General features: G+C 44.2%; 21 protein-coding genes. 7 read left to right on the top strand and 14 right to left on the bottom strand.

Annotation, left to right across the window (positions count from 1 at the left end):
- The first annotated feature begins 13 nt into the window (after nucleotides 1-13).
- Entirely contained in the window at nucleotides 14-736 is a 723-nt protein-coding gene (locus D104_RS22505) for an AraC family transcriptional regulator (RefSeq protein ID WP_024022913.1), read from the top strand.
- Here D104_RS22505 and D104_RS22500 read toward each other — a convergent pair.
- From D104_RS22500 to D104_RS22475, 6 genes are all read right to left on the bottom strand, one after another.
- Nucleotides 720-1796: an ABC transporter substrate-binding protein gene (locus tag D104_RS22500; RefSeq protein ID WP_024022912.1), complete on the bottom strand. Its 1077-nt coding sequence runs from the start codon at nucleotides 1794-1796 to the stop codon at nucleotides 720-722. The genes D104_RS22505 and D104_RS22500 overlap by 17 nt on opposite strands.
- A complete protein-coding gene (locus tag D104_RS22495; RefSeq protein ID WP_024022911.1) occupies nucleotides 1793-3271 on the bottom strand; it encodes a sensor histidine kinase in 1479 nt (492 codons plus the stop codon). Before D104_RS22495 ends, D104_RS22500 begins: the two co-directional genes overlap by 4 nt.
- Nucleotides 3234-3917: a response regulator transcription factor gene (locus D104_RS22490; protein ID WP_024022910.1), complete on the bottom strand. Its 684-nt coding sequence runs from the start codon at nucleotides 3915-3917 to the stop codon at nucleotides 3234-3236. Before D104_RS22490 ends, D104_RS22495 begins: the two co-directional genes overlap by 38 nt.
- 107 nt (nucleotides 3918-4024) lie before the next feature.
- Entirely contained in the window at nucleotides 4025-5548 is a 1524-nt protein-coding gene (locus tag D104_RS22485; protein WP_024022909.1) for a tripartite tricarboxylate transporter permease, read from the bottom strand.
- 1 nt (nucleotide 5549) lies between these two features.
- A complete protein-coding gene (locus tag D104_RS22480; protein ID WP_024022908.1) occupies nucleotides 5550-5990 on the bottom strand; it encodes a tripartite tricarboxylate transporter TctB family protein in 441 nt (146 codons plus the stop codon).
- Nucleotides 5991-6089: 99 nt separating this feature from the next.
- Nucleotides 6090-7082: a Bug family tripartite tricarboxylate transporter substrate binding protein gene (locus tag D104_RS22475; RefSeq protein WP_024022907.1), complete on the bottom strand. Its 993-nt coding sequence runs from the start codon at nucleotides 7080-7082 to the stop codon at nucleotides 6090-6092.
- Nucleotides 7083-7382: 300 nt separating this feature from the next.
- On the opposite strand from D104_RS22475, the gene yddG reads away from it, so the two are divergent.
- Nucleotides 7383-8315: an aromatic amino acid exporter YddG gene (gene yddG / locus D104_RS22465; protein WP_024022905.1), complete on the top strand. Its 933-nt coding sequence runs from the start codon at nucleotides 7383-7385 to the stop codon at nucleotides 8313-8315.
- A 38-nt stretch (nucleotides 8316-8353) separates the two neighbouring features.
- Here yddG and D104_RS22460 read toward each other — a convergent pair whose 3' ends face one another.
- Nucleotides 8354-9586, bottom strand: coding sequence for a pyridoxal-phosphate-dependent aminotransferase family protein (locus D104_RS22460; RefSeq protein WP_024022904.1), 1233 nt, complete (start codon nucleotides 9584-9586; stop codon nucleotides 8354-8356).
- A gap of 300 nt (nucleotides 9587-9886) precedes the next feature.
- Here D104_RS22460 and D104_RS22450 point away from each other — a divergent pair, with 300 nt between their 5' ends.
- Nucleotides 9887-10324, top strand: a complete 438-nt coding sequence (locus D104_RS22450; protein ID WP_024022902.1) for a DUF3010 family protein — start codon at nucleotides 9887-9889, stop codon at nucleotides 10322-10324.
- A 73-nt stretch (nucleotides 10325-10397) separates the two neighbouring features.
- Here D104_RS22450 and D104_RS22445 read toward each other — a convergent pair whose 3' ends face one another.
- The 5 genes from D104_RS22445 to D104_RS22410 form a co-directional block, all read right to left on the bottom strand.
- Nucleotides 10398-10802, bottom strand: coding sequence for a DUF1801 domain-containing protein (locus D104_RS22445; RefSeq protein WP_024022901.1), 405 nt, complete (start codon nucleotides 10800-10802; stop codon nucleotides 10398-10400).
- Between the two features lie 116 nt (nucleotides 10803-10918).
- Entirely contained in the window at nucleotides 10919-11854 is a 936-nt protein-coding gene (locus D104_RS22440; RefSeq protein WP_024022900.1) for a hypothetical protein, read from the bottom strand.
- Nucleotides 11802-12941, bottom strand: a complete 1140-nt coding sequence (locus D104_RS22435; RefSeq protein WP_024022899.1) for a Shedu anti-phage system protein SduA domain-containing protein — start codon at nucleotides 12939-12941, stop codon at nucleotides 11802-11804. Before D104_RS22435 ends, D104_RS22440 begins: the two co-directional genes overlap by 53 nt.
- Nucleotides 12942-13258: 317 nt before the next feature.
- Entirely contained in the window at nucleotides 13259-13537 is a 279-nt protein-coding gene (locus D104_RS22430; protein ID WP_024022897.1) for a hypothetical protein, read from the bottom strand.
- Nucleotides 13538-14987: 1450 nt separating this feature from the next.
- Nucleotides 14988-15881, bottom strand: coding sequence for a DMT family transporter (locus D104_RS22410; RefSeq protein ID WP_024022893.1), 894 nt, complete (start codon nucleotides 15879-15881; stop codon nucleotides 14988-14990).
- Between the two features lie 138 nt (nucleotides 15882-16019).
- Between D104_RS22410 and D104_RS22405 the strand changes: the two genes are divergently transcribed.
- From D104_RS22405 to D104_RS22395, 3 genes are all read left to right on the top strand, one after another.
- Complete coding sequence (locus D104_RS22405) at nucleotides 16020-16838, top strand: HAD-IIB family hydrolase (RefSeq protein ID WP_024022892.1); 819 nt, start codon at nucleotides 16020-16022, stop codon at nucleotides 16836-16838.
- A 63-nt stretch (nucleotides 16839-16901) separates the two neighbouring features.
- The gene (locus D104_RS22400) at nucleotides 16902-18128 is read left to right on the top strand and encodes a glycosyltransferase family protein (protein ID WP_024022891.1); all 1227 of its coding nucleotides are present in this window, start codon (nucleotides 16902-16904) and stop codon (nucleotides 18126-18128) included.
- A gap of 67 nt (nucleotides 18129-18195) precedes the next feature.
- Complete coding sequence (locus D104_RS22395) at nucleotides 18196-19956, top strand: alpha-amylase family glycosyl hydrolase (protein ID WP_024022890.1); 1761 nt, start codon at nucleotides 18196-18198, stop codon at nucleotides 19954-19956.
- Between the two features lie 77 nt (nucleotides 19957-20033).
- On the opposite strand, the gene D104_RS22390 is transcribed toward D104_RS22395, so the two are convergent.
- Together D104_RS22390 and D104_RS22385 are read right to left on the bottom strand one after the other, a co-directional pair.
- Nucleotides 20034-20363: a DMT family transporter gene (locus D104_RS22390; RefSeq protein ID WP_024022889.1), complete on the bottom strand. Its 330-nt coding sequence runs from the start codon at nucleotides 20361-20363 to the stop codon at nucleotides 20034-20036.
- Nucleotides 20364-20438: 75 nt separating this feature from the next.
- Nucleotides 20439-22301 carry an ABC transporter ATP-binding protein gene (locus D104_RS22385; protein WP_024022888.1) on the bottom strand — a complete coding sequence of 621 codons (1863 nt, stop codon included), beginning with the start codon at nucleotides 22299-22301 and terminating at the stop codon, nucleotides 20439-20441.
- Between the two features lie 306 nt (nucleotides 22302-22607).
- Between D104_RS22385 and D104_RS22380 the strand changes: the two genes are divergently transcribed.
- Nucleotides 22608-23807 carry a Bcr/CflA family multidrug efflux MFS transporter gene (locus D104_RS22380; protein WP_024022886.1) on the top strand — a complete coding sequence of 400 codons (1200 nt, stop codon included), beginning with the start codon at nucleotides 22608-22610 and terminating at the stop codon, nucleotides 23805-23807.
- The last annotated feature ends 21 nt before the right edge of the window (nucleotides 23808-23828 follow it).

Here is a 23828-nt window from a genome sequence, read left to right as displayed (position 1 = left end):
GGGAGCAAAAACGGTGCGCGATTCTATTGAAGTAATGTCTTATCACAATACCGCGGACGCACATCGACATCATCACACCCAAATCGTGTTACCTCTGAGCGGACAACTCGTTTTAGACGTTGAAAGCCAACAACAAGCCATTCAATTTGGTCAAGCCTGCTTTATCTCCACCGACCAACCCCATACTCATTTAGCCCGCGAAGAGAATCGCTGTTTAATACTCAATGCTTTGCCTATTTGGGACAGCAACATAGCAAGCGAATTCAATTTTATTGATCTAACACCACAAACTCAGGCGTACCTACCGTTTTTATCCAGCTTAATACACGATTCAAGCAATCCGTTAAAAACGCATCAAGCACTGAATTTACTGGGGCATTTACTGCCGATCCCGCAAGAAAAAATTCTACAAGCCGATGCGCGTTTGGCCAAAGCCAAGTACCAGCTTGATCATAACTTCACCGAGTCTTGGCGACTAGTTGAATTAGCGGCAGAGGTGCATTTAAGTCCAAGCCAACTAACCGTATTATTCAAACGCCATTTCGGTATGACGCCAAAACAGTATTTACTACAACGTCGTCTAAGCGAGGCAAAAATACGCTTGTCATCGAGCAACAAAAGCTTGGAATGTATTGCTGAACAAGTTGGCATCAGCAACGCCAGCGCACTGGTGCGTCTGTTTACCAAACATTATCACGTTACGCCTGGACACTATCGCGCTACTCTTCCTCACTGATTTCCAGCGCCATTTCCCAGTTACGAATAAAGCGTTTTTGCTTGGCGTAATCTCGTCCAACTAATAACTGCTGATCTAATTCAATTACCCCTGTTGGCCCCGGCGCATTGACCACATAAGGGTCATTTTGGCTGTTCAAATCCGGTCGTATCGGAAACAGAAGCCCTTGGGTCTGCATCATTTTTTGCGCTTTGTCAGACAGCAAAAAGTCCAGAAAAACACCCGCATCTTCAGTGTTTGGCGCGCCTTTTGGGATCAACGCCACTCGCATCAACATCAAGGTGTAGTCTTTTGGCAGAATCATTTTTAGTCGATCGTCATCGCGCGCTCTTTGCGACGCGTAAGACCCCAACAAGTTGTAACCCAGCACTAATTTTCCTGAGGCAACATCGTCAATAATTTCGTGTGTACAACAATAAGTTTGCACGTCATGGCTACCGAAGGCTTCTAATAATCGCCCCCATGTCACGTCGGCTTGGCGAGCATCTTGGCTGGCCAATAAATACCCAACGCCACTTTTTCGAATATCATAAGTGCCAATGCGTTTGGTCATTTCTTTTTCGTTCTGACGAATCGTTTGCAACAACGACTGCCGATCGTCTGGCAAGGCGCCCGGAAATGCCTTTTTATTGACCAGCATAACAATCGGTTCCAGTGAAAACGCAAACAGCTGATTACGCCATTTGAAATTGGCCGGTAAGCGATCGGTTAAGCTCGATTGGTATGTTTGCGCATAGCCATCGTTCACGAGTTTGAGGTGCAAATCCATCGCACTGCTGACCACCAAACTGGCTTGCGGCTTGTTTTGTTCTTTTATCGTCTGGTAATACAACTCCAACGTGTTTACGTCTCGATACGCCACACGGACATCAGGATGAAGCGCCACAAACTCCGTTAGAATAGGTTCAAATGACGCCAAATCCATAGCGGAATTAATGTACAAAACCCGCGACGCGCTGACATTGCCAAACCACACGGGCTCCGTCGCCCATAACTTTCCCGTTGCCACACTCAGAAACGCGATTAGAGCCACACTTCCCCAGACTAAAAACCGTCTCATGCTTCGTTCACTCCGAATGTAAATTTGGCAAAATCCACCTGAAACGTGGTGCCTTTTGGTTCTGTGTCCAATATTTGAATTCTGGCAGAATGGTGGTCGACAATGTCTTTCACCATCGCCAATCCAACACCGCTGCCCGCAATGTCATAACGGCCTCGATAAAAACGCTCAAATACACGCTCTTTTTCGATGTCTGGAATACCGCTGCCGTAGTCGATCACTTTGACGCGATAAAAACCGTCAAATTCATTCAACTGCACGATCACTTCTGTGGCATGTTCCACGCCTAATCCGCTGTAACGCACCGCATTTTCAATCAAATTTTGCATCATTTGCTGAATGGAAAAACTGTCACCTAAAATCAGGGGATCTTGCAATTCACAGTCTAAAGAAAGGCGAACACCTTGATGCAACGCTGTGACGGCCTGTTCACGACACGAGGCTTGGATCGCTTCTAATAGATCGATCGGTTCCAATCGGTGGGTTTGCAAACGATGCGACACGACCGCTTGATTCAGCAATAAAGTCACGGTTTGGCTTAAGGTATCGCATTGCTTCACGATGTTATTTAACGCCTCGCGTTGTTTTTCTGGTGAGCCGTAATCGGCAGAGGTGTTGTCTCGCGCATTTTCCGCCAGTGCCTTTAAGCTCGCCAATGGCGTGCGTAATTGATGCGCGGCATCGGCGGTATAGTTTTCCAGTTGTTCTAAGTTTTTTTGCAGACGCGCCATAAAATGGTTAATGGCAACTTTAAGGTGATGAGTTTCTTTGGGTGTGTTTATGTCTATGGGGGTTAAATCGCCCATGATTCGCTCTTCTAATGCACGCTCAATACGGTGCAACGGCCGCAGCACAAGATGACTGCCAATAATGATCAGGGTGATCGCAACCAAGGCAATAAACACCACGACTTCGACCGCTTTTTGCGTTACCGCCGAGGCCATTTCTTCACGCGACAAGCGCGTTTGGCCCAATACGATACGCACAGTTTGCGCGGTTTCAGGGTCTGTTAGATGGCGTTCAATCCAAGCAAAACGCACCATTTCGCCAGAATATTTTTGGTTATAAAATTGAATTTGATCGAGTTGTGGCGGTTTGGGTGGCACGCTGTCCAGATCTTGATATCCGGTAATAAAGCCCTGCTCTATGCTCTCGACTTTATAAAACACTCGGTCTTCTTCTGCTTGCGCCAAGGTCGCAAACGCTGACCAAGGAATGTCGATACTCACTTCGTTGCGCATTAACCCAACGTTTTCGTCCATCTGCAATAAAGCACTGCGCAACAAACGATCGTAGGATAAATCGGCCAGTTTTTGGCTGTAATCAAAAATCAAATTGATCGCCAATCCGGCAATAATGCCGATGACCAAAACACCCGCCAAAATAAAACGAAAGCGCAGTGACGGCGCTTTTCTTAAGGCGTTTTTTTCCTCTTCTTCACTGAGGCTTTGATGATTTAGTGATTTCTGCCACATAACCAATTCCTCTTAGGGTATTAATGGCTAAATCCCCTTTGACCATTTTTTTTCTCAATCGACCAACATACAACTCAATCGCATTTGGGCCTGGTGTCTCATTGAAATTGAACAAGTGATCGGTGATTTCGTCTTTGCTTAATACACGGCCTAAATGACCGAGGAAAATTTCAAGCAAACGAAACTCTCTGTTGGTGATCGCGGTGAGTTCATCGTCGATAAAAACCTGACGACTGTCGCGATTTACGACGATGTTACCGTGTTCGGTAACATTGGCCGCGTAACCTTGCTTGCGACGAAGTAAGGCCCTGCAACGAGCCTCTAGCTCGCCAAAATCAAAGGGTTTGGTTAGGTAATCGTCCGCACCTTCGTCCAATAAACGAATGCGATCTTCTATTTGATCGCGGGCGGTTAAAATCAACACCGGCGTGTCATCGTCACGCTGACGCAGTTTTTGCAGTAGCTGCAATCCAGACAACCCTGGCAAATTCAGGTCCAGCAGTATTAAGTCGACCGCTTGGTACTTGAGCAACTCATCCGCACGTTTACCATCTCCAATTAAATCCACGCCATGTCCTAGGCTGGTTAATCGTTCACAGATCGCTTGCCCTAAGACCTGAGTATCTTCTACTACCAGAATTCGCATACGTTTTAAGCCATCATATTTTTATTTTTCGTCATAAAAACAACAAAATTCGAGCAACTTTCGCTGCTCGAATTTTGTGTCACAATACCGTTGTAGTATTGCAGGGCTTAAACGTCTTTAACAGCTTCTTTTGATTTTCTCATCTTAGCGCGAACAATCGGGCCAACAATGACAGGTAGAACCAAACCAAGAACAGCGACAGACCAAAGGCCTATGCTCAATCCACTGTTGAAAAGAGCCATCCAATCACCATCAGAAAGTACCAATGCGTGACGAAGACTTTTCTCCATTTCTGGCCCAAGCAACATACCCAAAATGATAGGCACTAATGGAATATCGATCTTACGGAAGATATAACCCAACACACCAAAACCAACCATGAAGTACAAATCCAATGCACTGTGGCTGACAGAATAAATGCCAACCGAAGCAATCAAAGTCACCACTGGCATTAAGTATTTTGGTGGAATGCTCAGCAATTTAACGAAGATACCAACCATTGGAATGTTCAAAAGCAACAAGACCAAGTTACCAACGAACATCGCTGCAATAACACCCCATACTAAATCAGCGTTCTGTTGGAACAGCATTGGACCCGGAGAGATATTCAACGAGATCAACATTGCCAATAGCACTGCAGTTGTACCACTTCCTGGTACACCCAGCGTTAACATTGGAACAAGCGCACCAGACGCCGCACCGTTGTTACCCGCTTCCGGCGCGGCAACACCACGTGGGTCGCCTTTACCAAATGTGCCATCTTTATCCGATACACGTTTTTCCAATGTGTAACTAATAAAGCTACCCAAAGAAGCACCCGCGCCTGGCAATACACCAGCAACGAAACCCAATACGGCACCACGGAAAGACGCAGGAAGCACTTTAATAATGTCTTTTGGCGTTAGTTTCAGTTTATTAATGGCTACTTGTTTAAGACCGTCACCTGCGTGACGTTCTAAAAAGAACAACAATTCACTGATGGCAAATAAACCCACTATCGCAATAATGAAATCGACACCTTCAAACAATTCAAGCGTGTTGTACGTAAAACGTTGTACGCCCGTTGAAATATCGATACCCACTGTCGCGATCATCAGACCAATCGCAGCGGCCATTAATGTTTTAAATTGGTTTTTGCCTGTAATACCGCCCAAGGTAGCGAAAGCAAGTGCAAACAAGGCGAAGTATTCAGCAGGACCAAATTTCAGTGCAAATTTCGCCAAAATCGGAGCCAAAATTACTAGGCCAATGGTTGCAATCAAACTACCAATGAAAGAAGCAATCGCAGAAATGGCTAAGGCTTCTGCCGCCTTTCCTTTCAATGCCATTGGATAACCATCTAAACAGGTCATCATGGCAGGCTCGTCACCTGGAATGTTCAACAGGATAGAGGAAATACGACCGCCGTACATAGCGCCTGCATACACAGACGTTAATAGAATTAGAGAAGAAGTTGGCGACAAACCAAGGCTGAATGCCAAGGGAATCAATATAGCCACACCGTTTGCAGGGCCAAGACCTGGCAGAGCGCCGATTAGGGTACCTAAAATAGCACCGATAACCGCAAACATAATACTTTCCGGCGTTAACGCGACCGAAAAGCCTTGCATTAACAAGCTCATAGTATCCATATTAAAACTCCAATAGACCTAGAGGCAGTGCTAGTTCTAGCACATTATTGAAAAGGAAGAAGATCACAACAGAACTTGTCACACCGGTGATAAGACTCTTCGCAATGCTTGCTCCCATACGCCAACTTAAAAAGCTAACAACCAATGCCGCTGCAGGCATGAAACCAAGCGGTTCAATCGCCCATGCAAAAGCCAGCATCGAAAGAACAACAACACTTAGTTCAATCAACATCGCAACTGGCGCCCATTTCTCGTCTGGATCGGGGCGAACAATCAAATAAATAGAACTAATGCCTAAAATGAGAGAAAGCATAATAGGAAAAGTTTCAGGTCCGACACTTTCGTGCCCGCCAAAAGGAATGGGGAATTTTGTTGCTTCCCAGCCATATACTACGGCAAGGATCAGCATCAGCATGCCAAACACACGATCGTTAATACGCATGTCTCTGCTCCGTGTCAGTGAATCATAAGGGTGAAGTAAATCGAAAACAGGAGGGGCACTGTTTTAGAACAAATGTCCCCTCCAAAAAGCGGTCTGAGGTTATTTAATTAGACCGATATCTTGAGACAAGATTTTGATATCAAGTGTTTGGTTCTTAACGAATTGAGTGAAGTCAGCACCAGACTTGTGGAATGGCATTAAACCATTTTTAGTCATGATGTCTTTCCATTCTTGAGTTGTGTACAACTCATTCATTGTTTTTACCCACCAATCGTAAGAATCGGCACTTGCATTACCTGGTACGTAAAATCCACGCCAGTTAGGTGCGACAGAATCGATACCTTGTTCCATTGCTGTTGGAATGGAATCAAATGGTGCTGGTAGGCGCTGTTCAGAAAGAACCGCTAGAACGCGTAGATCACCAGAATCCATGAAACCTTTCACTTCAGAAATGTCACCAGTAAACGCATCTACGTGACCGCCAACAACTTGAACCAATGCTTCAGAACCACCGCTGAACGCTAGGTAACGAATTTTTGGCAATTTTTCAACGTGGGCTTTTTGTGCTGTCATCAATACTTTCAAATGATCCCAACCACCAGAAGCACTACCACCGGCGAATTTAACCGCGCCTGGGTCTTTCTTAAGGGCTTCGATCACTTGAGTAAGAGACGTGTATTTTGAATCTTTGCCTACCGCGATGATGCCGTAGTCAGCGCCCAATGTACCAACCCATTTAACTTGGTCAGAATTCATACCTGGGAATTGGCCTTGCGCTAGACGAGTCGTTGTTGCCGTACTAGCCGCAACCAATAAGCTATCGTCACTGTCACGTTTACTCACGGTGTGAGCAAAAGCAACACCGCCACCAGCGCCTGGCATGTTGACAGTTTGAACGTTACCTGAGAAATATTTTTGATCTACCAATACTTTACCTACGCTACGGCAAGTAAAATCCCAACCACCGCCTGGGTTAGCTGGTGCGATACATTCTGCACTGCGAGCTGGTTCGAAGGCGTAAGCCTGTCCAGCAATAGTTAGTGCTGCGGCACTTGAAATAAGAACAGACTTCAAAGAAATGGTTTTAAGCATGGTTATCTCCTGCTTGATTATTTTTTTTGTTGTTAGCCAATCAAGCTCTGAAATAAAGAATTTCAGTAAACTTGAGTCGCTAGACCTTACCTGTCAAACCTGTCACTACCCTGTCACCGTCAACTTTTCTTACTTATTTGCGATAAAAAAAGCCGTTAACCTCATTAAACTGATCAATTTCCATTCATCAATCACGTCTTTCTGACAAAGAAAGTCACGCATTTTTGACAATGTTTTTCATCACCCAGCAAGGTACTCTGGCGCTTAAACAGACTAGAACAGCTTTTAGGAAACAACAAGATGACTGTAAATAATCCGCAAGCCACACTGATTGGCACAATGGCTATTTTTCTATGGAGCGTCCTTGCCCTTTTCACAACACAAGCGAGTCTTGTGCCCCCCCTACTGCTTTTGACACTCACTTTTGGTGTCGCCAGCCTTTTGTTTTTTTTGGTGTATCTCATCAAGGGCGAGCTCAGAACGTCTTGGAAAAAAACGCCAATACGCGCGATTCTCATGGGGGGCTTGGGGTTTTATTTTTACCACTTCTGTTACTTTTACGCGTTTCAACATGCGCCACCGGTAGAAGCTGGCCTTATCGCTTACCTTTGGCCTTTATTGATTGTCTTAATGGCGGGAATGGCGAAGGGAAACACGCTCTCTTGGACGCATTTAGTTGGCGCGATGATTGCCTTTTTGGGAACAGGCATCATGCTGCAATCGAAAGGACAAAGTATTGATATCGACAGCTCAAACCTTCATTGGACTGGATACGCTGCGGCCTTCGCCTGCGCCTTCATTTGGTCGAGTTATTCGGTGGCTAATCGACGCTTCCAAGCAGTTCCTTCCAGTGCGGTACTTTGGTATTGCATCATGACCACTTTATTAGCAGGCGCATCGCATCTTGCGCTCGAAACACCACAATGGTCGTTTCCATTAACCACATGGATTGCCATTCTCGGATTAGGGCTTGGCCCTGTCGGTGTGGCGTTTTTCTGTTGGGATTTTGGCGTTAAGAAAGGCAATTTGTCTTTGCTCGGCGTGCTGTCTTATACCGCGCCAGCGCTTTCTACCGCCTGGCTTGGACTGTTTACCGACGCCCAACTCAGCACAGGACAGATCATCGCGTGTTTGTTGATTACAGCAGGGGCTCTTTTTGCGAGCTTGATGCCACGCCTAAATTTAAAAAACAAAAAAATACCCTTGGATTCAAAGAAAACCGAGGGCATTTAATCATTGTCTTATGTGTTAAAAGCATTTAAGCCGTTAAGTTACGCCACTTGATAAAGCGTACGAGGCACACGCTGCAAATAAGACTCCATTTCCGCCATACCGTTGGGTTGATCCACTTTCACGCCCAAGTCGCGCATAGTGCTGCCAAAGGCATGTAAAGTACGGAACAAGTTATGTTCACGGCATTGCTCACCCATTTGTCCGATACGAACAATCGGCTGACCAAATGAACCCGCAATCTCAACTCGATACACATCGGATATATGACGACAAATTTGACCCGCCGTTAGCCCTTCAGGAATATTAATACCGACAACCGAGTTTAACCGAGACGCCGGTGGAATAAAGAGCGACAGCCCCATTCCTTCTATGCCTGATTGCAACGCTTTAGAGCAACGTAAATGGCGCGCAAAACGATTTTCCAATGTTTCATCACAAACCAACTTTAACGCCTCATGCAACGCCATGATGCCAGAAACCGGTGCTGTATAATGATAGCCATCTTTGTGCCAGAAGTTTTCTGCCAGTTGTGCATCAAAACACCATTGCGCCGTCGGTTGAGTACGGCTTTTAACCGCGGCCCACGCTTCGTTTGAAAACACCAACAACGACACGCCAGGAATCGACGACAAGCCTTTTTGCCCGCCCGTAATCACAACGTCCACTTGCCACTCATCCATTTTCAATGGCATGGTACTCAGCGTACAAACCGCGTCCACCACCACTAAACAGCCATAGGATTTTGCGATTTTGGTGATGTCTTCCAACGTGTGATTAAACACAGTATTCGACGTTTCACCTTGTACCAATGTCAGTACTTTAGGACGCGTTTCTTCAATGGCTTTGCGAACACGCTCTGGGTCTGCGGCCTCATGAACACCAACGTGCAATTCGTGCACATCTGCCCCCACTCGAATCGCCATTTCTGCCATGCGATGACTAAAGAAACCATTGTTGATGCATAAAATTCGCTCGCCCGGTTGCAGTAAATTCGCAACCGCCATCTCCATCGCGGCCGAGGCCGGTCCCGCTACACCCAGTACCCATTTAGATTCTGTTTGGAACACATAACGCGCCATTGATTTCACTTGATCAATGACCTGTGCCATAACACCACCCAAATGATTAATGACAATCGAGTTGGCTTTGGCCACTCGCTCAGGAATCGGCACAGGTCCGGCTCCCATCATCAATAAAGGTTCGTGTGGAAGGATTTCGTCTAGAGTTTTCACCTGGGGGCGAGGAATACCCATTGGCGATGAAGCGGTCATTTTATGCAGCCTACGTTAGTCAGAGTTAAAATAAACACCTTCACGATAAAAAGTATATTTTTATACTTTTGCAGTAGAAAATGTCGTGTTTTGAAAATTAACAAAATAATATCTTGAAATAGTACAATATCCCTATCAAAAATAAGAGTCAGCAAAACCAAAAGAGTGTAATCCACCACAAGCAATTACTTTCGCCTTAGATCTGACTCGTTTCATCTCACTCAACCAGTATTTTTTACTCTGCAAGATCGCCATTAACTGTGCCATAATGCGCGAAACCACCCTATTCAGGATCTATTTATGATTACTTGCGGTATCGAAATCAAAGGCAGCGAAGTTATTCTGTGCCTTCTGTCTAAAGAAGACGGACTTTTCCAAATCACCGACTGTCGCCAAATACGCCACACGTTGAGCAATTCCACCGACACAGAAAGCGTGCGTAAATTCCAGTTTCTGCTTAAAAAGCTGTTTGAAGACTACAAGGTCAAAAAAGTGGCCATTCGTGAACGCCCAACAAAAGGCAAATTTGCTGGCGGTTCTGTCGGCTTTAAAATCGAAGCCGCGATTCAATTGATCGATACGGTTCAAGTTGACTTGTTCAGCGGCGCAAAATCCAAAGAGATATTGCAGCACAACCCAATGCCGATTCCATTCAAAGCAACGGGCTTACGCGCATTTCAAGAAGGCGCCTTTACCACCGCGTATGTTGCCTTGTCTGAGTACTTCCCAGAAGCGTAATCATTTATAGATCTCACAATAAAAAACGGACACCATAAAATGGCGTCCGTTTTTTTATGCTTTGTCGTTTTGTTTAACAGCCAAGCAAGGGCAAATTTTTCCGTTGTTGATAGGTTAACGCCAACTCGATACAGTGCTTTACAGCGGCTTCGGGCAATGGCTTAGACAATGACAAAACGATGGCCCTGTTTCCCTGAAAATCCAACACTTCGCCATACAATTCGCGGAATGTATCGACTAACTTGGTTTGGCAATGGAAGAAAAGGCCGTAATCATTAGGAGATTTTAGCTTCCAATCCATCCTGATCGGACTACCTGTTGTAACACTGTAACTGGGTTCACCCCATTTTAAAGACTCTTCCACCTCGCCCAACGCCAAGTCAGAAGCAACCAGAAAAACCAAACCTCGCAACTCTTCTAAACGAATACGAACGTTTTCTGGGTACTCAGCGAAACGGTCTGTGACAGCCTTGGTCATTGGGTTTTCCTGTGAGGGTAACGTCGCGTTCAGAGGCAATAAAATAGCTGGTTAAAATAAGCGAGGCACGAGCAAAAACCAGCTGTTTTTTGTCCTGCTGAAATGACTTGTTATATTTACATTACACATTGCACTTTTTCAAAGGACCAACCTATTGGCTTTAAAGGCTTTGCAATCAATACCTTTCCTTGAGGTAAAAACACTACGCCGTCAATATTTGAAAAATTATCCCCTTGGCAAGTGTGATGTAGATTAAAGTCCGCATATACAGCTACGTTACTTGCCAATATATTACTTTGTAGTGTAACAAAACTTGCAGATCCGATAGTTAAACCTACACCAATAATAAGAAGTATTCCTGACAAAGCTCTTTTAGTAAAATCTAGTAAATTCGTGTAACTGAGGATCAAAGCATCGACTACCCAGATACTTACATAAAGTAAAAGAAATATGAAGTAGCTACCCATAACACCAATAACTACATTTTTAAAAAAGTGAACTACTGTAAGAATTGTTATAGTCCATGGGAAAATCCCTGGTGCTTCTAAGAATATACTGTTCACCTCACCTGACGCCCAAATATATGCCAAAGCACTATATACGGCGACAATTACAGATAAAACGCCTTTTCCCCACATGCTTTTCTTTAATGTTTGGTAAATATAGTTTTCTGTAAGAATCATAAGAACCATTGCAAAAGGAATTATTAAAGTCAATATAAGTACAATCAGTACTAGGGATTTAGGGAACTGTAAGTAAATAGTAAAAAACAATGCTATGTAAGAAAAAATTAACGCATAGAAAAAATTTAGATACTTTTTTTTAGTATTAGCAATCCATTGTTTTGCTTTATTTAATTTTTCTGTAATTTGATCTTTGATATTCAACTCGATACTTCCTTGTAAATATAACGCCCTGTTAACAGGCAAAAAATAGTTGGCTAAAATTAGCGACGAAGGAGCAAAAGCCAACTGTTTTTTGTCCTTTTTTAACAGCTTGTTAGCTTCGTTTTGAATGGTTCTCGTTATGAACAATAAATCTTGCTCTTTCATAAAGCTCATCATAAGTGACTAACTCTACGTTTCTAGAATCTCTGCGAAATAACTCTAAGGTTTTCTCTTTAATCCGCTTGATACCAGTGGGATCATTATCAATTTGAGACCACGAGCCCATTAATAAAATAGTTTTTGAATCGTATGAATGTTGCGTTATTTCTTCGTAATTGTCACCAATAAACTCCTTACTAGTTTCAATTTTAATTTGACCACTAGCTTTTTGTTCTAGGATCTGTGAAAAAGCATCTATTAAGCAGTTAGACAGGCTCCAACAATTAGATCTATTTTTAGACTTATTGAAAAGCTCAGTATTGGGTAATTTTAATTCAACAAATGTAGTGAATTTTTTATCACCTAAAAGAAAGTCAGCAATAACCTCTTCTTTACCTGCTGCATTAGATGTTGATGCATGAAATTCTTTCTGGAGAATTCCTTGGAACCTATAATCTAAACCGTAACCAAAGATCCACTCGTTGGCTTGAAAAAAATGCTGCCAAGCTGTTTCATCTTTTGTATTTGGTTTACCTATTTGAATTTTATAATAAGCTAAACCGTTTCTATTTAGTAGTGAATCAAATACTTCTAATTGATGTTTTCTATAGCCTGTATTTACAAGATCTTGATTGGTAATTAAGCCATTATCCAATAATTCGTACACTACATCACTACCGTCCTCTCCTGATAGAAGTGTAGCTATCTTGGCTTTAGTTTCAGAATCTAAAACACTTAATTCATCATCAGCCAAAGATATACGACGTTTAGTAACATCTTTGAAGTTTAGCTCTTTGATAAACTCTAAGAAGCAAGTTAGTTGTTCCAAATTAAATTTAGATAATTTTACCCGTTCTTTTTCTTTATTTGAAACAACTTTAATTATTTCAAACCCCTCAATATCATCTTTTTCTTTGAGGTAAACAACCTTAAGACAAGTTCTTGCCGCTAATTTTATATGAGTTTCATCTTCATCGGAGAATATAACTTGAAAAAATCGTCCATCACTAAACTCATGGTTGTATAAGTGCTCTAATTTAGAGTTTAAAATTACGTCCTCATCAGTTAATGGGGGTGGTGTAAAATCGTTCATATTGACTCCATTCTATGATGAAACGCTTAAGAAGCTAACATTTTAATAGTGCGCATGCGCATCTACACTGTTTTTAATTTCCATATAAATCCCTATAAAAAATTGATTCTATGGCACTTTTTAAATTTTTCCACAGGATGGTTAATTGGAAATCCGAGCATGCGGGTTTACACATTTATTCACAGCGCGTTATATGGGCTGGGTTTTATGTTGTTGATTGATACTAAAAGACTTTCTGACTTGCTGCCAGTACAAACGCGCAAAAATGCATATCTTTTGGGGTCAGATGAAAATTAAGGCGATTTTTCATTTGCTTGTTATGAATTTTCATCTGGTTTATAAAAATGTGGTTCGTGTATTTGAGGATTTACCTCGTAGATTCCATCCATTTCTTTTGGCCTAAGCTCAGGATAACGTTCCCATAAAGGCTGTAGCATCTCTAAGAAAATTTCTCCCATAACTTTCCCTGCATTTGATCTATAAGATTCAAAATTTTCTTTTGTATCCTTATCCATAACGAAACGCACGCTTTGGTCGAGCTTTCCTGAAACTTGCATTAATAGAACACTTAGTTCTTCGGCTTCCTTCTTATTCACTTAGATCTCCATATACATAACAATTAAGGGTTATACAGCAGTGTAGTTTCGGCTATAACCCACTGTTTACCGGCAGCGTTGTCTATATAGGGGATTTGCTTTTTTCATGATAGGACTTCCCTGTTATATAACTCGCTAAACACCAAAGCCTGTTTGGACGATGCCGCTTCAGATGGTCTTTGGTAACCGCTATGTTGGTTCTTTATTTGCTCTTTTGTAGCGTGATTTGACCAGCAAGGCAAGCGATTCCATCAGACTTTATGACCTGATCTGTTTTCAAGGCAATGTATTTATGCCTAACTAAATATTACGTTGTCGGGCTAAAGCCGCTACCTACCTTTCAATAGGGTGGTTGATGTGGAGTAAGACAAATACCAAGAGCGAGGTCAAACGGCAGTGTCGAACGGTGGTGTTTGGCTTGCTCGCATCTCCAGCGGAAATCAGGGTCAAAACCCCGAGGAGCCAAAGTAATAACCCCTCCCTAGCCCTCCCCTTGAAAGACATAAGGGGAGGGAATAATTACGTTGTCGGGCTAAATGAGGTGATTGATATGAACAAGGCGAACACCAAGAGCGAGGTCAAGCGACAGTGTCGAGCGATGGTGTTTGGCTTGCTCGCATCTCCAGCGAAAGCCTGAGTCAAAGCCCCGAAGAGACAAAGTAATAACCCCTCCCTCGCCCTCCCCTTGGAAGATATAAGGGGAGGAATCATCGCCCCGAAGAGCCAAAGTAATAGCCCCTCCCCCGCCCTCCCCTTGAACGACATAAGGGGAGGGAATGTTTACGTTGTCGGGCTAAATGAGGTGATTGATATGAACAAGACAAACACTAAGAGCGAGGTCAAACGGCAGTGTCGAGCGGTGGTGTTTGGTTTGCTCACATCTCCAGCGAAAGTCGGAATCAAAGCCCCACCTACAAAAAATGTTAAATCAATAACTTATTCAGGTTGATGTGGAGTAAGGCTAACCCCAAGAGCCAAAGTGACACCCCCTCCCTAGCCCTCCCCTTGAAAGACATAAGGGGAGGGAATGTTTACGTTGTCGGGCTAAATGAGGTGATTGATATGAACAAGACAAACACTAAGAGCGAGGTCAAACGGCAGTGTCGAGCGGTGGTGTTTGGTTTGCTCGCATCTCCAGCGGAAATCAGGATCAAAGCCCTGAAGAGCCAAAGTAATAACCCCTCCCTCGCCCTCCCCTTGAAAGACATAAGGGGAGGGAATAATTACGTTGTCGGGCTAAAGCCGTGACCTACAAAAAATGTTAAATCAATAACTTATTCAGGTTGATGTGGAGTAAGGCTAACCCCAAGAGCCAAAGTGACACCCCCTCCCTAGCCCTCCCCTTGAAAGACATAAGGGGAGGGAATGTTTATGTTGTCGGGCAAAAACGACCAAATATCACTCAATAAATTAGTCGATTATGGCGCGCCAAGACAAAAGCGCACCAAAACTAGGCGTTTTTAGAGGCTCGTTTTCTTGCCATAATAACGAGTAACACGCCACCCAGAACGCTTAACGTTGCAATTATAAGATGTAAAGTGATGGATTCATTGGCAAAAATAACGCCTCCAACGGTGGCGATGATGGGAACCAAGAGCTGTAAAACAGCCGCTATAGAAGCACTAAGATAAGGCAGAACGGCGTACCAGATGGCATAACCTAACCCAGACATAATGGCGCCGGAAGTGACGGCCAGAAAAATGCCTTCACGTTGTGCGCTCTGTGGTTCATCGTTATAGAAATGAATAATAAGCAACGCCATCAGTAACAACGGAATGGTTCGCACGAAGTTAGACGTGGTTGCAAACAAAGGCTTAGCCGAGATTTTGCCTCTCCATGTGTACAAGCCCCACGCCACGCCCGCTAGTGTCATTAACACAAAGCCCAATAAAGAAGGCGATGACAAGGTCGGCAGTACCAAATAAACAAAGCCTGCAAAGGCTATGGTCAATCCTAGCCATTCCAACCAAATCAGTTGTTGACCTGCCCTCACTGCCATCACGACCAATGTAAGCTGAACAGCGCCAAAAAGTATCAAGGCTCCCATGCCCGTTTCCAATGTGACGTAGGCATAAGAAAATCCCAAAGCGTAAACAAACAATGACATCGCCGACAACCAGCTACCTTCTTGCCAGATCACTTTCATCGACAGGTCTTTTCCTTTCCAGCCATTCAATAGACAGAGTAACGCCAAGGTTACTGCGCCGCTCAATAAGCGCCATATTGTAAAGTCTGCAGGGTCAATTAAGCCGTCTGCAAGCGCGAGACGGCACAGAACCGAATTGGCTGCGAAGGCAAACAAAGCAAGAAGGATAAAGACATATAAACGTAGCAAACTTGTCATCAATTTGTTCTACAGCCCAGTTAACCTTAGGCTGGTACCTCGTTAAGAAAGACGTACTTTTGCGCACTGGCACCAGATTTGCAAGCTTAATACTAACGCCCACCAGCAACGTATGATGGGCCTAAAAATGGAATCTACATGACAAGCCTTTTAGTATTCACAGATTTAGATGGCACCTTACTTGACCATCACACCTACCGCTTCGACGCGGCTCAGTCTGCTTTACTCTCGCTAAAGACCTTTTCTATTCCTTGCATCATCAACACCAGCAAGACTTTTAGTGAGTTAATCCCCCTTCGAAAAGAACTCAATCACCAAGACCCTTTTATCGTTGAAAATGGCTCCGCCGTTTACATTCCCAAACACCTTGCGCTTCCAATCGATGAAACGCTGGAAGATTGCGGTGATTATTGGCTTAAGTCGTTTGGGCCAAAGCGCGCCCGTTTGATCCAACTCACCGACGGTCAACAAGACAACTACACCTTTAAACGTTTTAGCAACATGACATGGCAAGAATTAATGGCCATAACGGGCTTAAGCGAAACCAATGCAAAACAAGCCATGCAACGAGAATTCACCGAGCCAATGGTGTGGACAGATTCCAACCTTGCACTGACGGCATTCCGCAATCACCTCGATCAATTTGATGTTCAAATTCAAAAAGGCGGTCGTTTTTCCCACCTAATGGGCAAGCACTGCGACAAGGCAAACGCCATGCTGTGGCTAAAAGAAGTGTATGCCCAGCAAAATGAAGACGTTATTACCGTGGCACTGGGCGACGGCGAAAACGACGTCGGCATGTTAAGTCAAGCCGACATTCCCGTGGTGATCCGTTCACCAGTGCACGCTCCGCCAGAAATCCCAAATCGAAGCGATGCTTGGCTAAGTGACGCTTATGGCCCAGAAGGCTGGGCACAGTCCATTAATTTGATCTTAAACAAACAAGGCATTTTGTAACACTAACAAGAGAAAACAACACGAACCATCCATATTTTTATAACAATATTTAGGAGATTTATCATGGGCGACTTTCATCAAAACGGTATCATCACCACACTTCACAATCTGGCGCACCGCCCGTTAGAAGAAATGGAAAAAGAGCTGTGTGAATTTTCTAAAACACGCCCAATGTCTCTGATTCTTCCTTGCCTGTATTCTGAATTAGAAACAGACGCCATGCCCAATATCATTAAACACTTACAAGAAGTGCCGTATCTGTCTGAGATTATCATTGGATTGGACAGAGCAACAGAAGACCAATATCGCCATGCGCTCGAATTTTTCAGTGTCCTTCCGCAAAATTACAAAGTGTTATGGAACGACGGTCCACGATTAAGAGCGATCGATGGCGTATTGAAAGGCGAACACCTTTCGCCTTCCGACCCAGGCAAAGGCCGAAACGTCTGGTTTTGTATGGGTTACAACCTTGCCGCTGGCAAAGCCGAATCCATCGCCATGCACGATTGCGACATTGTCACTTACGACAGAGAGTTGCTCGCACGCCTTATTTACCCTGTTGCCAACCCGAACTTTAACTACGAATTCTGCAAAGGCTTTTATGCTCGCGCGGCGAATGGGAAAATGAACGGCCGCGTCAGTCGATTATTGGTCACCCCATTATTGTATTCATTAAAAAAAGTCTTTGGTCATTTAGACTATTTAGATTATCTAGACAGCTATCGCTATCCACTGGCAGGGGAGTTTTCTTTCCGTCGCGATGTCATGACAGACTTACGCATTCCTAGCGATTGGGGCTTGGAAATTGGCGTGTTAAGTGAAATGTACCGCAACTATTCAACCAACCGTTTGTGTCAGGTCGATATCGCTGACATTTACGACCACAAACACCAAGACTTATCAGCCGACAATGACGATGGCGGTTTGTCTAAAATGTCGATCGATATCACCAAAGCCATCTTTCGCAAACTGGCCACCAATGGTACGATTTTCAACCAAGAAACATTCCGGACCATCAAAGCGACCTATTACCGAGTCGCTCTAGATTTTATTGAAACGTATCGTAACGATGCCGAAATCAATGGACTTAAACTTGATGTTCACTCAGAAGAGCAAGCGGTAGAGCTCTTTGCAGGCAACATCATGAAAGCCGGTAATCAGTATTTAGAAAACCCAATGGAAACGCCTTTTATTCCGAGCTGGAACCGCGTGTTGAGCGCCTTTCCAGGTGTCATGACTCAGCTGGCGCAAGCGGTTGAATTAGACATGGCTGAATTCGGCCCTAAATAACAGGACGTTGATAAACACACCAACGCGTTGATTTTCACCCATTGATTTAAAAGACAGGCAGGTAAACATGGAAAATGCTCCTTTGTCGCATCTAGAACAACGATTGATTGCTCATTTACAAGTCATTTACCCCACCTTAGACAATAAGGTATTGTCGGAAAAATGCTTGGCCACCTTTCATCTAGATCCGGCAACCGAGTCACCCCAACCCCACAAAAACTTGTGGGATCAATCCGACATCATGCTGATTACGTACGCGGATACGTTACGCAGGAAAGACGAAGCGCCCTTGGAAACATTGCACCAGTTTGTTAAAAGCAAACTATCCGATTGCATTTCCGCCGTTCACTTGCTGCCTTTTTTTCCTTACAGTTCAGACGATGGCTTCAGTGTGATGGATTACACCACGGTGAATCCTTCATGCGGAAAATGGGATCACGTCGCCAATTTATCAAAAGATTTCAAAGTCATGGGCGATTTGGTCATTAACCATTGCTCGAGCCGAAGCCTATGGTTTGAAAACTTCAAAGCGGGTGTTCACCCTGGTGCAGACTTTTTTTATGAAGCCGATCCGAGTGCAGATTTAAGCGCCGTTGTTCGCCCAAGAACGTCTCCACTGCTGCGAGAAGTGCAAACCAAAAACGGCGAAAAACATGTTTGGTGCACGTTTAGTCATGACCAAGTCGATTTGAATTTTGAAAAGCCAGAAGTGCTGCTGGAGTTTCTACGCATCATTCATTTGTATTTAGAAAAAGGCATCCGTTGGTTTCGCTTAGACGCGGTGGCGTTTTTATGGAAAATCCCCGGTACCAATTGCATTAACCTACCGCAAACCCATGAAATGATCCGTTTATTACGCTTGATGATTGAACATTACGCGCCTGAGTCCGTCATCATCACAGAAACCAACATACCAAATCAGGAAAATCTAACCTACTTTGGTAACGCCAACGAAGCGCATTTGATCTACAACTTTTCGTTACCGCCTTTGCTTATTAACAGCCTTGTGACTGGCAACGGTAGCCATTTGAAACAATGGCTCATGAGCATGCCGCCCGCACAGCAAGGCACCACGTATTTGAATTTCCTTGCGTCGCATGATGGCATTGGTTTACGACCAACAGAAGGCCTGCTGTCGGAGTGGGAATTGGAAACGCTCATTAATACGATGAAGCGGTTTGGCGGCAAGATAAGCTCTCGCACCACACCGGAAGGCGAGGCTAAGCCTTACGAGATCAACATCAGTCTTTGGAATGCGCTGTCAGGGTCCGCTCAGCACGGTCCAGACCAGTGGCAATTCGCCCGCTTTCTTTGTGCCGCCGGGGTTATGATGGCGCTGGAAGGCGTGCCTGCCTTTTATATCCATAGTTTGTTTGGCACAGAAAACGATTTGGATCGCGTCAATAACACAGGTCATTTTCGCTCGATTAACCGCCACATTTGGGACATGGAAGACTTAGAACACGCATTGAATACACCCACTCATCATCAAAAGGTCTTTCAAAGCGTCACTAAATTAACCCAAATTCGCCGAGCGCAACCGGCGTTTCACCCCAACGCCACGCAATACATTTTGCACATGGGCGAAAACCTGTTTGCGTTCTGGCGCCAAAGCCTAGACAGAAGACAAAGCTTGTTTGCGGTGTACAACATGACCGATCAGCCACAGAGTTTTAACTTGTCAGAACTGAACCTGATTGCGACAGACGATTGGACTGATCTAGTATCAGAACAGGTGTATGAAGACCATTTAGGGAAAGTTACACTGATGCCTTATCAGTTTGTCTGGCTTGCAAATAAGAGAGGACGAGTCAAATCCATTTCGTAATGGCTAAAAACAGAATAAAAAAACGCGCTCATTTCAAATGGCGCGTTTTTTTATATTACAGCGTTAACCGCGAGCTACTAATGACTGACCGTGTCAGAAAATACATTAATGACCACAACACCCGCCACGATCAAGGACATGCCTAAACACGCCGCCAAGTCGAGTTTCTCATTGGCAAAAAAGTACCCAAACAGCGAAATTAACACGATACCTAAGCCCGACCAAATTGCGTATGTTACGCCAGTAGGCATCGATCTCATGACAATGGTTAATAGGTAAAAAGACACCGCATAACCAATCACTAACACCACACTTGGCCCTAATTTAGCGAAAGAGTCCGAGGCTTTTAATGCCGTCGTTGCGATCACTTCAGCCAATATGGCCAAGAACAACAAAAAATACGTCATAGAACGTCTCCGCATGGAAAATTAAAATACATCCGTTATTGGCTCACGGTCGCTTCAAGACACTATAAACCAATATTAAGCCTCACTTTTAGGATCGTCAGGATCAATATCTGCGGCCAAAAAACCGCCCGTTTGATGAGTCCAAAGTGACGCATAAATCCCAGCGTGTTTAATCAGTTCTTCATGGCTGCCTTGCTCGACGATGTTGCCTTTGTCCAATACGATCAAGCGATCCATTGCGGCAATGGTCGATAATCGGTGAGCAATCGCAATCACGGTTTTGCCTTGCATCAACTTGTATAAGCTGTCTTGAATGGCCGCTTCCACTTCCGAATCCAGCGCCGAGGTTGCCTCGTCCAATATCAACAATGGCGCATCTTTCAACAACACACGTGCAATCGCAATACGCTGTCGTTGGCCGCCAGATAATTTGATACCGCGCTCTCCGACCATGGCGTCATAACCGACATTACCAAATGGGTCGGTAAGCGTTTGAATGAAATCATGCGCTTCCGCTTGCTTCGCCGCGGCAATCATTTCGGCTTCGGTTGCGTCTGGTCGACCGTATAATAAATTCTCACGTACTGTTCGGTGTAACAAAGACGTGTCTTGCGTCACCATGCCGATTTGAGCGCGTATCGAATCTTGTTTAACGTCTCGAATGTCTTGCCCATCAATGCGAATGTGGCCGGATTCGATATCGTGAAAGCGCATCAGCAAGTTCACTATGGTCGATTTACCTGCACCAGAGCGACCAACTAATCCTACTTTTTCGCCCGCTTTAATAGACAGTACAAGATTTTCAATCACCTTGTTATCTTGTTTTCCATAATGGAAATTAACCGCGTCATATTCAATTTTCCCGTGCGGAACCAATAATGCCGGTGCGTCTTTTGAATCTTCTATTTCAATAGGTCGCGATAGGGTTTTCATACCGTCATTGACCATACCAATGTTTTCAAACAGCGCACTCACTTCCCACATAATCCATTGGGCCATGCCATTTAAGCGAAGTGCCAAACTGACTGCAATGGCAATCGCGCCCACGCTAATAACACTGTCTGTCCACAACCAAATAGATAAGGCGGCAATTGAAAACGTCAATATGTAGTTACACGATTGCACACCTACGTTGAGCAAGGTAACCAAACGCATTTGCCTATAAACCGTTTGTAAAAAGCCATCCATGCCGTCTTTCGCGTATTCCACTTCACGTTCATGATGTGAAAAAAGTTTCACCGTCGTGATGTTACTGTAGCTGTCGACCACTCGGCCGGTCATGGTCGAGCGAGCGTCGGCTTGTTCGGCGGATATTTTTTTCAGTTTCGGTACGAAATAAAGCTGTAACAACACATAACAAACCAACCAAGTTAGCATTGGAATCATCAAGCGATAGTCTGCATTGCCGATCAACACAACCATGGAAACAAAGTACACGCCGATATAAACCAATACATCGAGCAATTTCATCACGGTTTCACGAACTGCGAGCGAAGTTTGCATGACCTTGGTGGAAATACGCCCCGCAAATTCATCCTGAAAGAAAGACATGCTTTGACGCAAAATATAATGATGAGACAACCATCGAATCCGCATTGGATAATTACCAAGCAAGGTTTGATGAATAATAGCTGAATGCAAAAACGTCACCAATGGCATTGCCACGAGAATCATCAAAGACATCCACATTAGGTGTGAACCCTCTTCTGCAAAGAAGGTGTCTGGATTTTTGTTAATCAACCAATCAACCAGCTGCCCCATGAAACTGAACAAGGTCACTTCTAGAATCGCGATGGTCGCGGTTAAGATCGACATAATTAACAGCGGCAGCTCTACGCCTTTCGAGTAGTAGCGACAAAAAGCGAGCAATGTTTTAGGGGATTGTATTGCGTCGATATCAGGATAAGCCGACACCCATTTTTCAAAAAAACGTAACATAATATTCCTTATTGGACCCTAAAATTGATGCTGCTCAGAAAATAGAACAAAACGAGAAAATAGAGTGATGTAGCGGTAAATGACACAGATCCATCATTGTTTTAGCAAAGAGGCAAAATTGAAGCACGTTACATAATTGAAAACCAGAAAAGAACCGCCTTTCAAAATGCATCGCAATGCGCTTTACTTAGTGTTTGCACAATTAGAGCCGCTGACAATAAACAAACCCATTATAATTCAGTTCGCGTACAAATATGCTTCAACTTTGTTGCAAACAACCGATTCATCCATAAATAAAGCCATTATATGAAACTGACTTTCCCCATTATTTTAGTTCTCGGCCTTCTGTCTGGACTAACACCGCTGGCCATTGACGCTTATCTACCCAGTATTCCAACCATATCTAAAAGCTTAGAGACCGATATTAGCCTGATACAAATGACGTTAAGTTTGTATTTGTTGGTGTTTGCTTTTCTACAGATTGTCTTTGGTCCAATTTCAGACGCCATAGGACGCCGAAAAGTCGTCGTTGGTGGTCTGGGTGTTTTTGCCATTGGTAGTTTGATATGTGCCATCGCACAAAGCTATGAAATGTTACTCGTCGGCCGAGCCGTTCAAGCCTTTGGCGGTGCCGCTGTGGCCGTGTGCGTTCCCGCTCTTGTGAAAGATGGCATGTCGATAAATCAATTTGCTAAAACCATGTCGATGATCATGCTGGTGATGGCGCTTGCGCCTTTAGCCGCACCGATTCTTGGCGGGGCCATTTTGACCATTCTAAGCTGGCATTATATTTTTGTTTTCTTAGGCATATTAGCCATTATCGCCATGGTTTTATTTTTACGCACGATTCCTGAAACGCTGCCTCCGGAACAACGCACCCCGTTTTCATTTATCAACGCTTCTCGTAACTATGGAATCTTGATTAAAAATCCATCCGTGTTGGGTTATGTCGCCGCCTCCGCGTTTTATTTCGCGGGTATGATGAGTTTCATTACGGGCTCTTCTTATGTCTATATTGAAATTTATGGCGTTGACCCGGCTAACTTTGGTTTCTTGGTGGGACTTAATGTTATTTCTATGATGCTAGCGTCAACCATTAATGGTCGCTACGTTGAAAAAATCGGCACAGAGTTGCTGTCTAAATATGCGATTTACGTTCCATTAGTAGCGTCGATATTAATGATCTTCGTGAGTTTTTTTGAGCGCCCTCCGCTCTTCTTTATCATTATTACCAGCATGTTATTTATGGGGCCAATGGGCATACTCGGCAGTGGCTTTATGGCAGGCGCACTAAAAAATGCGGGCAATCACAATGGCAGTGTCGCCGCCTTAGCGGGCACTTCTCGCTTTGCTTTCGGCGCGTTAGGTGGTGCTGTCGTAAGTATTTTTCATAACGACACGTTTGTCCCTATGCTGATAACCATCGCCACGTGCGGCATCATTGCCTTTGTCATTTTCAAAGTCACTGTGCACTACGCAAACCCCACAACAGACACCGAATCTTAATAACAATCAACACTATGGAGC

Origin of the sequence: Marinomonas profundimaris (genome assembly GCF_000508165.1) — a bacterium.
In the GTDB taxonomy this organism is placed as follows: Bacteria; Pseudomonadota; Gammaproteobacteria; order Pseudomonadales; family Marinomonadaceae; genus Marinomonas; species Marinomonas profundimaris.
This window is presented reverse-complemented; position numbering and strand designations above follow the sequence as displayed.

Coding starts and splice junctions, on each gene's coding strand:
- D104_RS22445 (WP_024022901.1), bottom strand. CDS start 10,802: ATGACCAAGGCTGTCACAGACCGTTTCGCTGAGTACCCAGAAAACGTT.
- D104_RS22450 (WP_024022902.1), top strand. CDS start 9,887: ATGATTACTTGCGGTATCGAAATCAAAGGCAGCGAAGTTATTCTGTGC.
- D104_RS22490 (WP_024022910.1), bottom strand. CDS start 3,917: ATGCGAATTCTGGTAGTAGAAGATACTCAGGTCTTAGGGCAAGCGATC.
- D104_RS22395 (WP_024022890.1), top strand. CDS start 18,196: ATGGAAAATGCTCCTTTGTCGCATCTAGAACAACGATTGATTGCTCAT.
- D104_RS22405 (WP_024022892.1), top strand. CDS start 16,020: ATGACAAGCCTTTTAGTATTCACAGATTTAGATGGCACCTTACTTGAC.
- D104_RS22485 (WP_024022909.1), bottom strand. CDS start 5,548: ATGGATACTATGAGCTTGTTAATGCAAGGCTTTTCGGTCGCGTTAACG.
- D104_RS22380 (WP_024022886.1), top strand. CDS start 22,608: ATGAAACTGACTTTCCCCATTATTTTAGTTCTCGGCCTTCTGTCTGGA.
- D104_RS22410 (WP_024022893.1), bottom strand. CDS start 15,881: ATGACAAGTTTGCTACGTTTATATGTCTTTATCCTTCTTGCTTTGTTT.
- D104_RS22400 (WP_024022891.1), top strand. CDS start 16,902: ATGGGCGACTTTCATCAAAACGGTATCATCACCACACTTCACAATCTG.
- D104_RS22390 (WP_024022889.1), bottom strand. CDS start 20,363: ATGACGTATTTTTTGTTGTTCTTGGCCATATTGGCTGAAGTGATCGCA.
- D104_RS22480 (WP_024022908.1), bottom strand. CDS start 5,990: ATGCGTATTAACGATCGTGTGTTTGGCATGCTGATGCTGATCCTTGCC.
- D104_RS22385 (WP_024022888.1), bottom strand. CDS start 22,301: ATGTTACGTTTTTTTGAAAAATGGGTGTCGGCTTATCCTGATATCGAC.
- D104_RS22440 (WP_024022900.1), bottom strand. CDS start 11,854: ATGAAAGAGCAAGATTTATTGTTCATAACGAGAACCATTCAAAACGAA.
- D104_RS22500 (WP_024022912.1), bottom strand. CDS start 1,796: ATGAGACGGTTTTTAGTCTGGGGAAGTGTGGCTCTAATCGCGTTTCTG.
- D104_RS22495 (WP_024022911.1), bottom strand. CDS start 3,271: ATGTGGCAGAAATCACTAAATCATCAAAGCCTCAGTGAAGAAGAGGAA.
- D104_RS22475 (WP_024022907.1), bottom strand. CDS start 7,082: ATGCTTAAAACCATTTCTTTGAAGTCTGTTCTTATTTCAAGTGCCGCA.
- yddG (WP_024022905.1), top strand. CDS start 7,383: ATGACTGTAAATAATCCGCAAGCCACACTGATTGGCACAATGGCTATT.
- D104_RS22460 (WP_024022904.1), bottom strand. CDS start 9,586: ATGACCGCTTCATCGCCAATGGGTATTCCTCGCCCCCAGGTGAAAACT.
- D104_RS22435 (WP_024022899.1), bottom strand. CDS start 12,941: ATGAACGATTTTACACCACCCCCATTAACTGATGAGGACGTAATTTTA.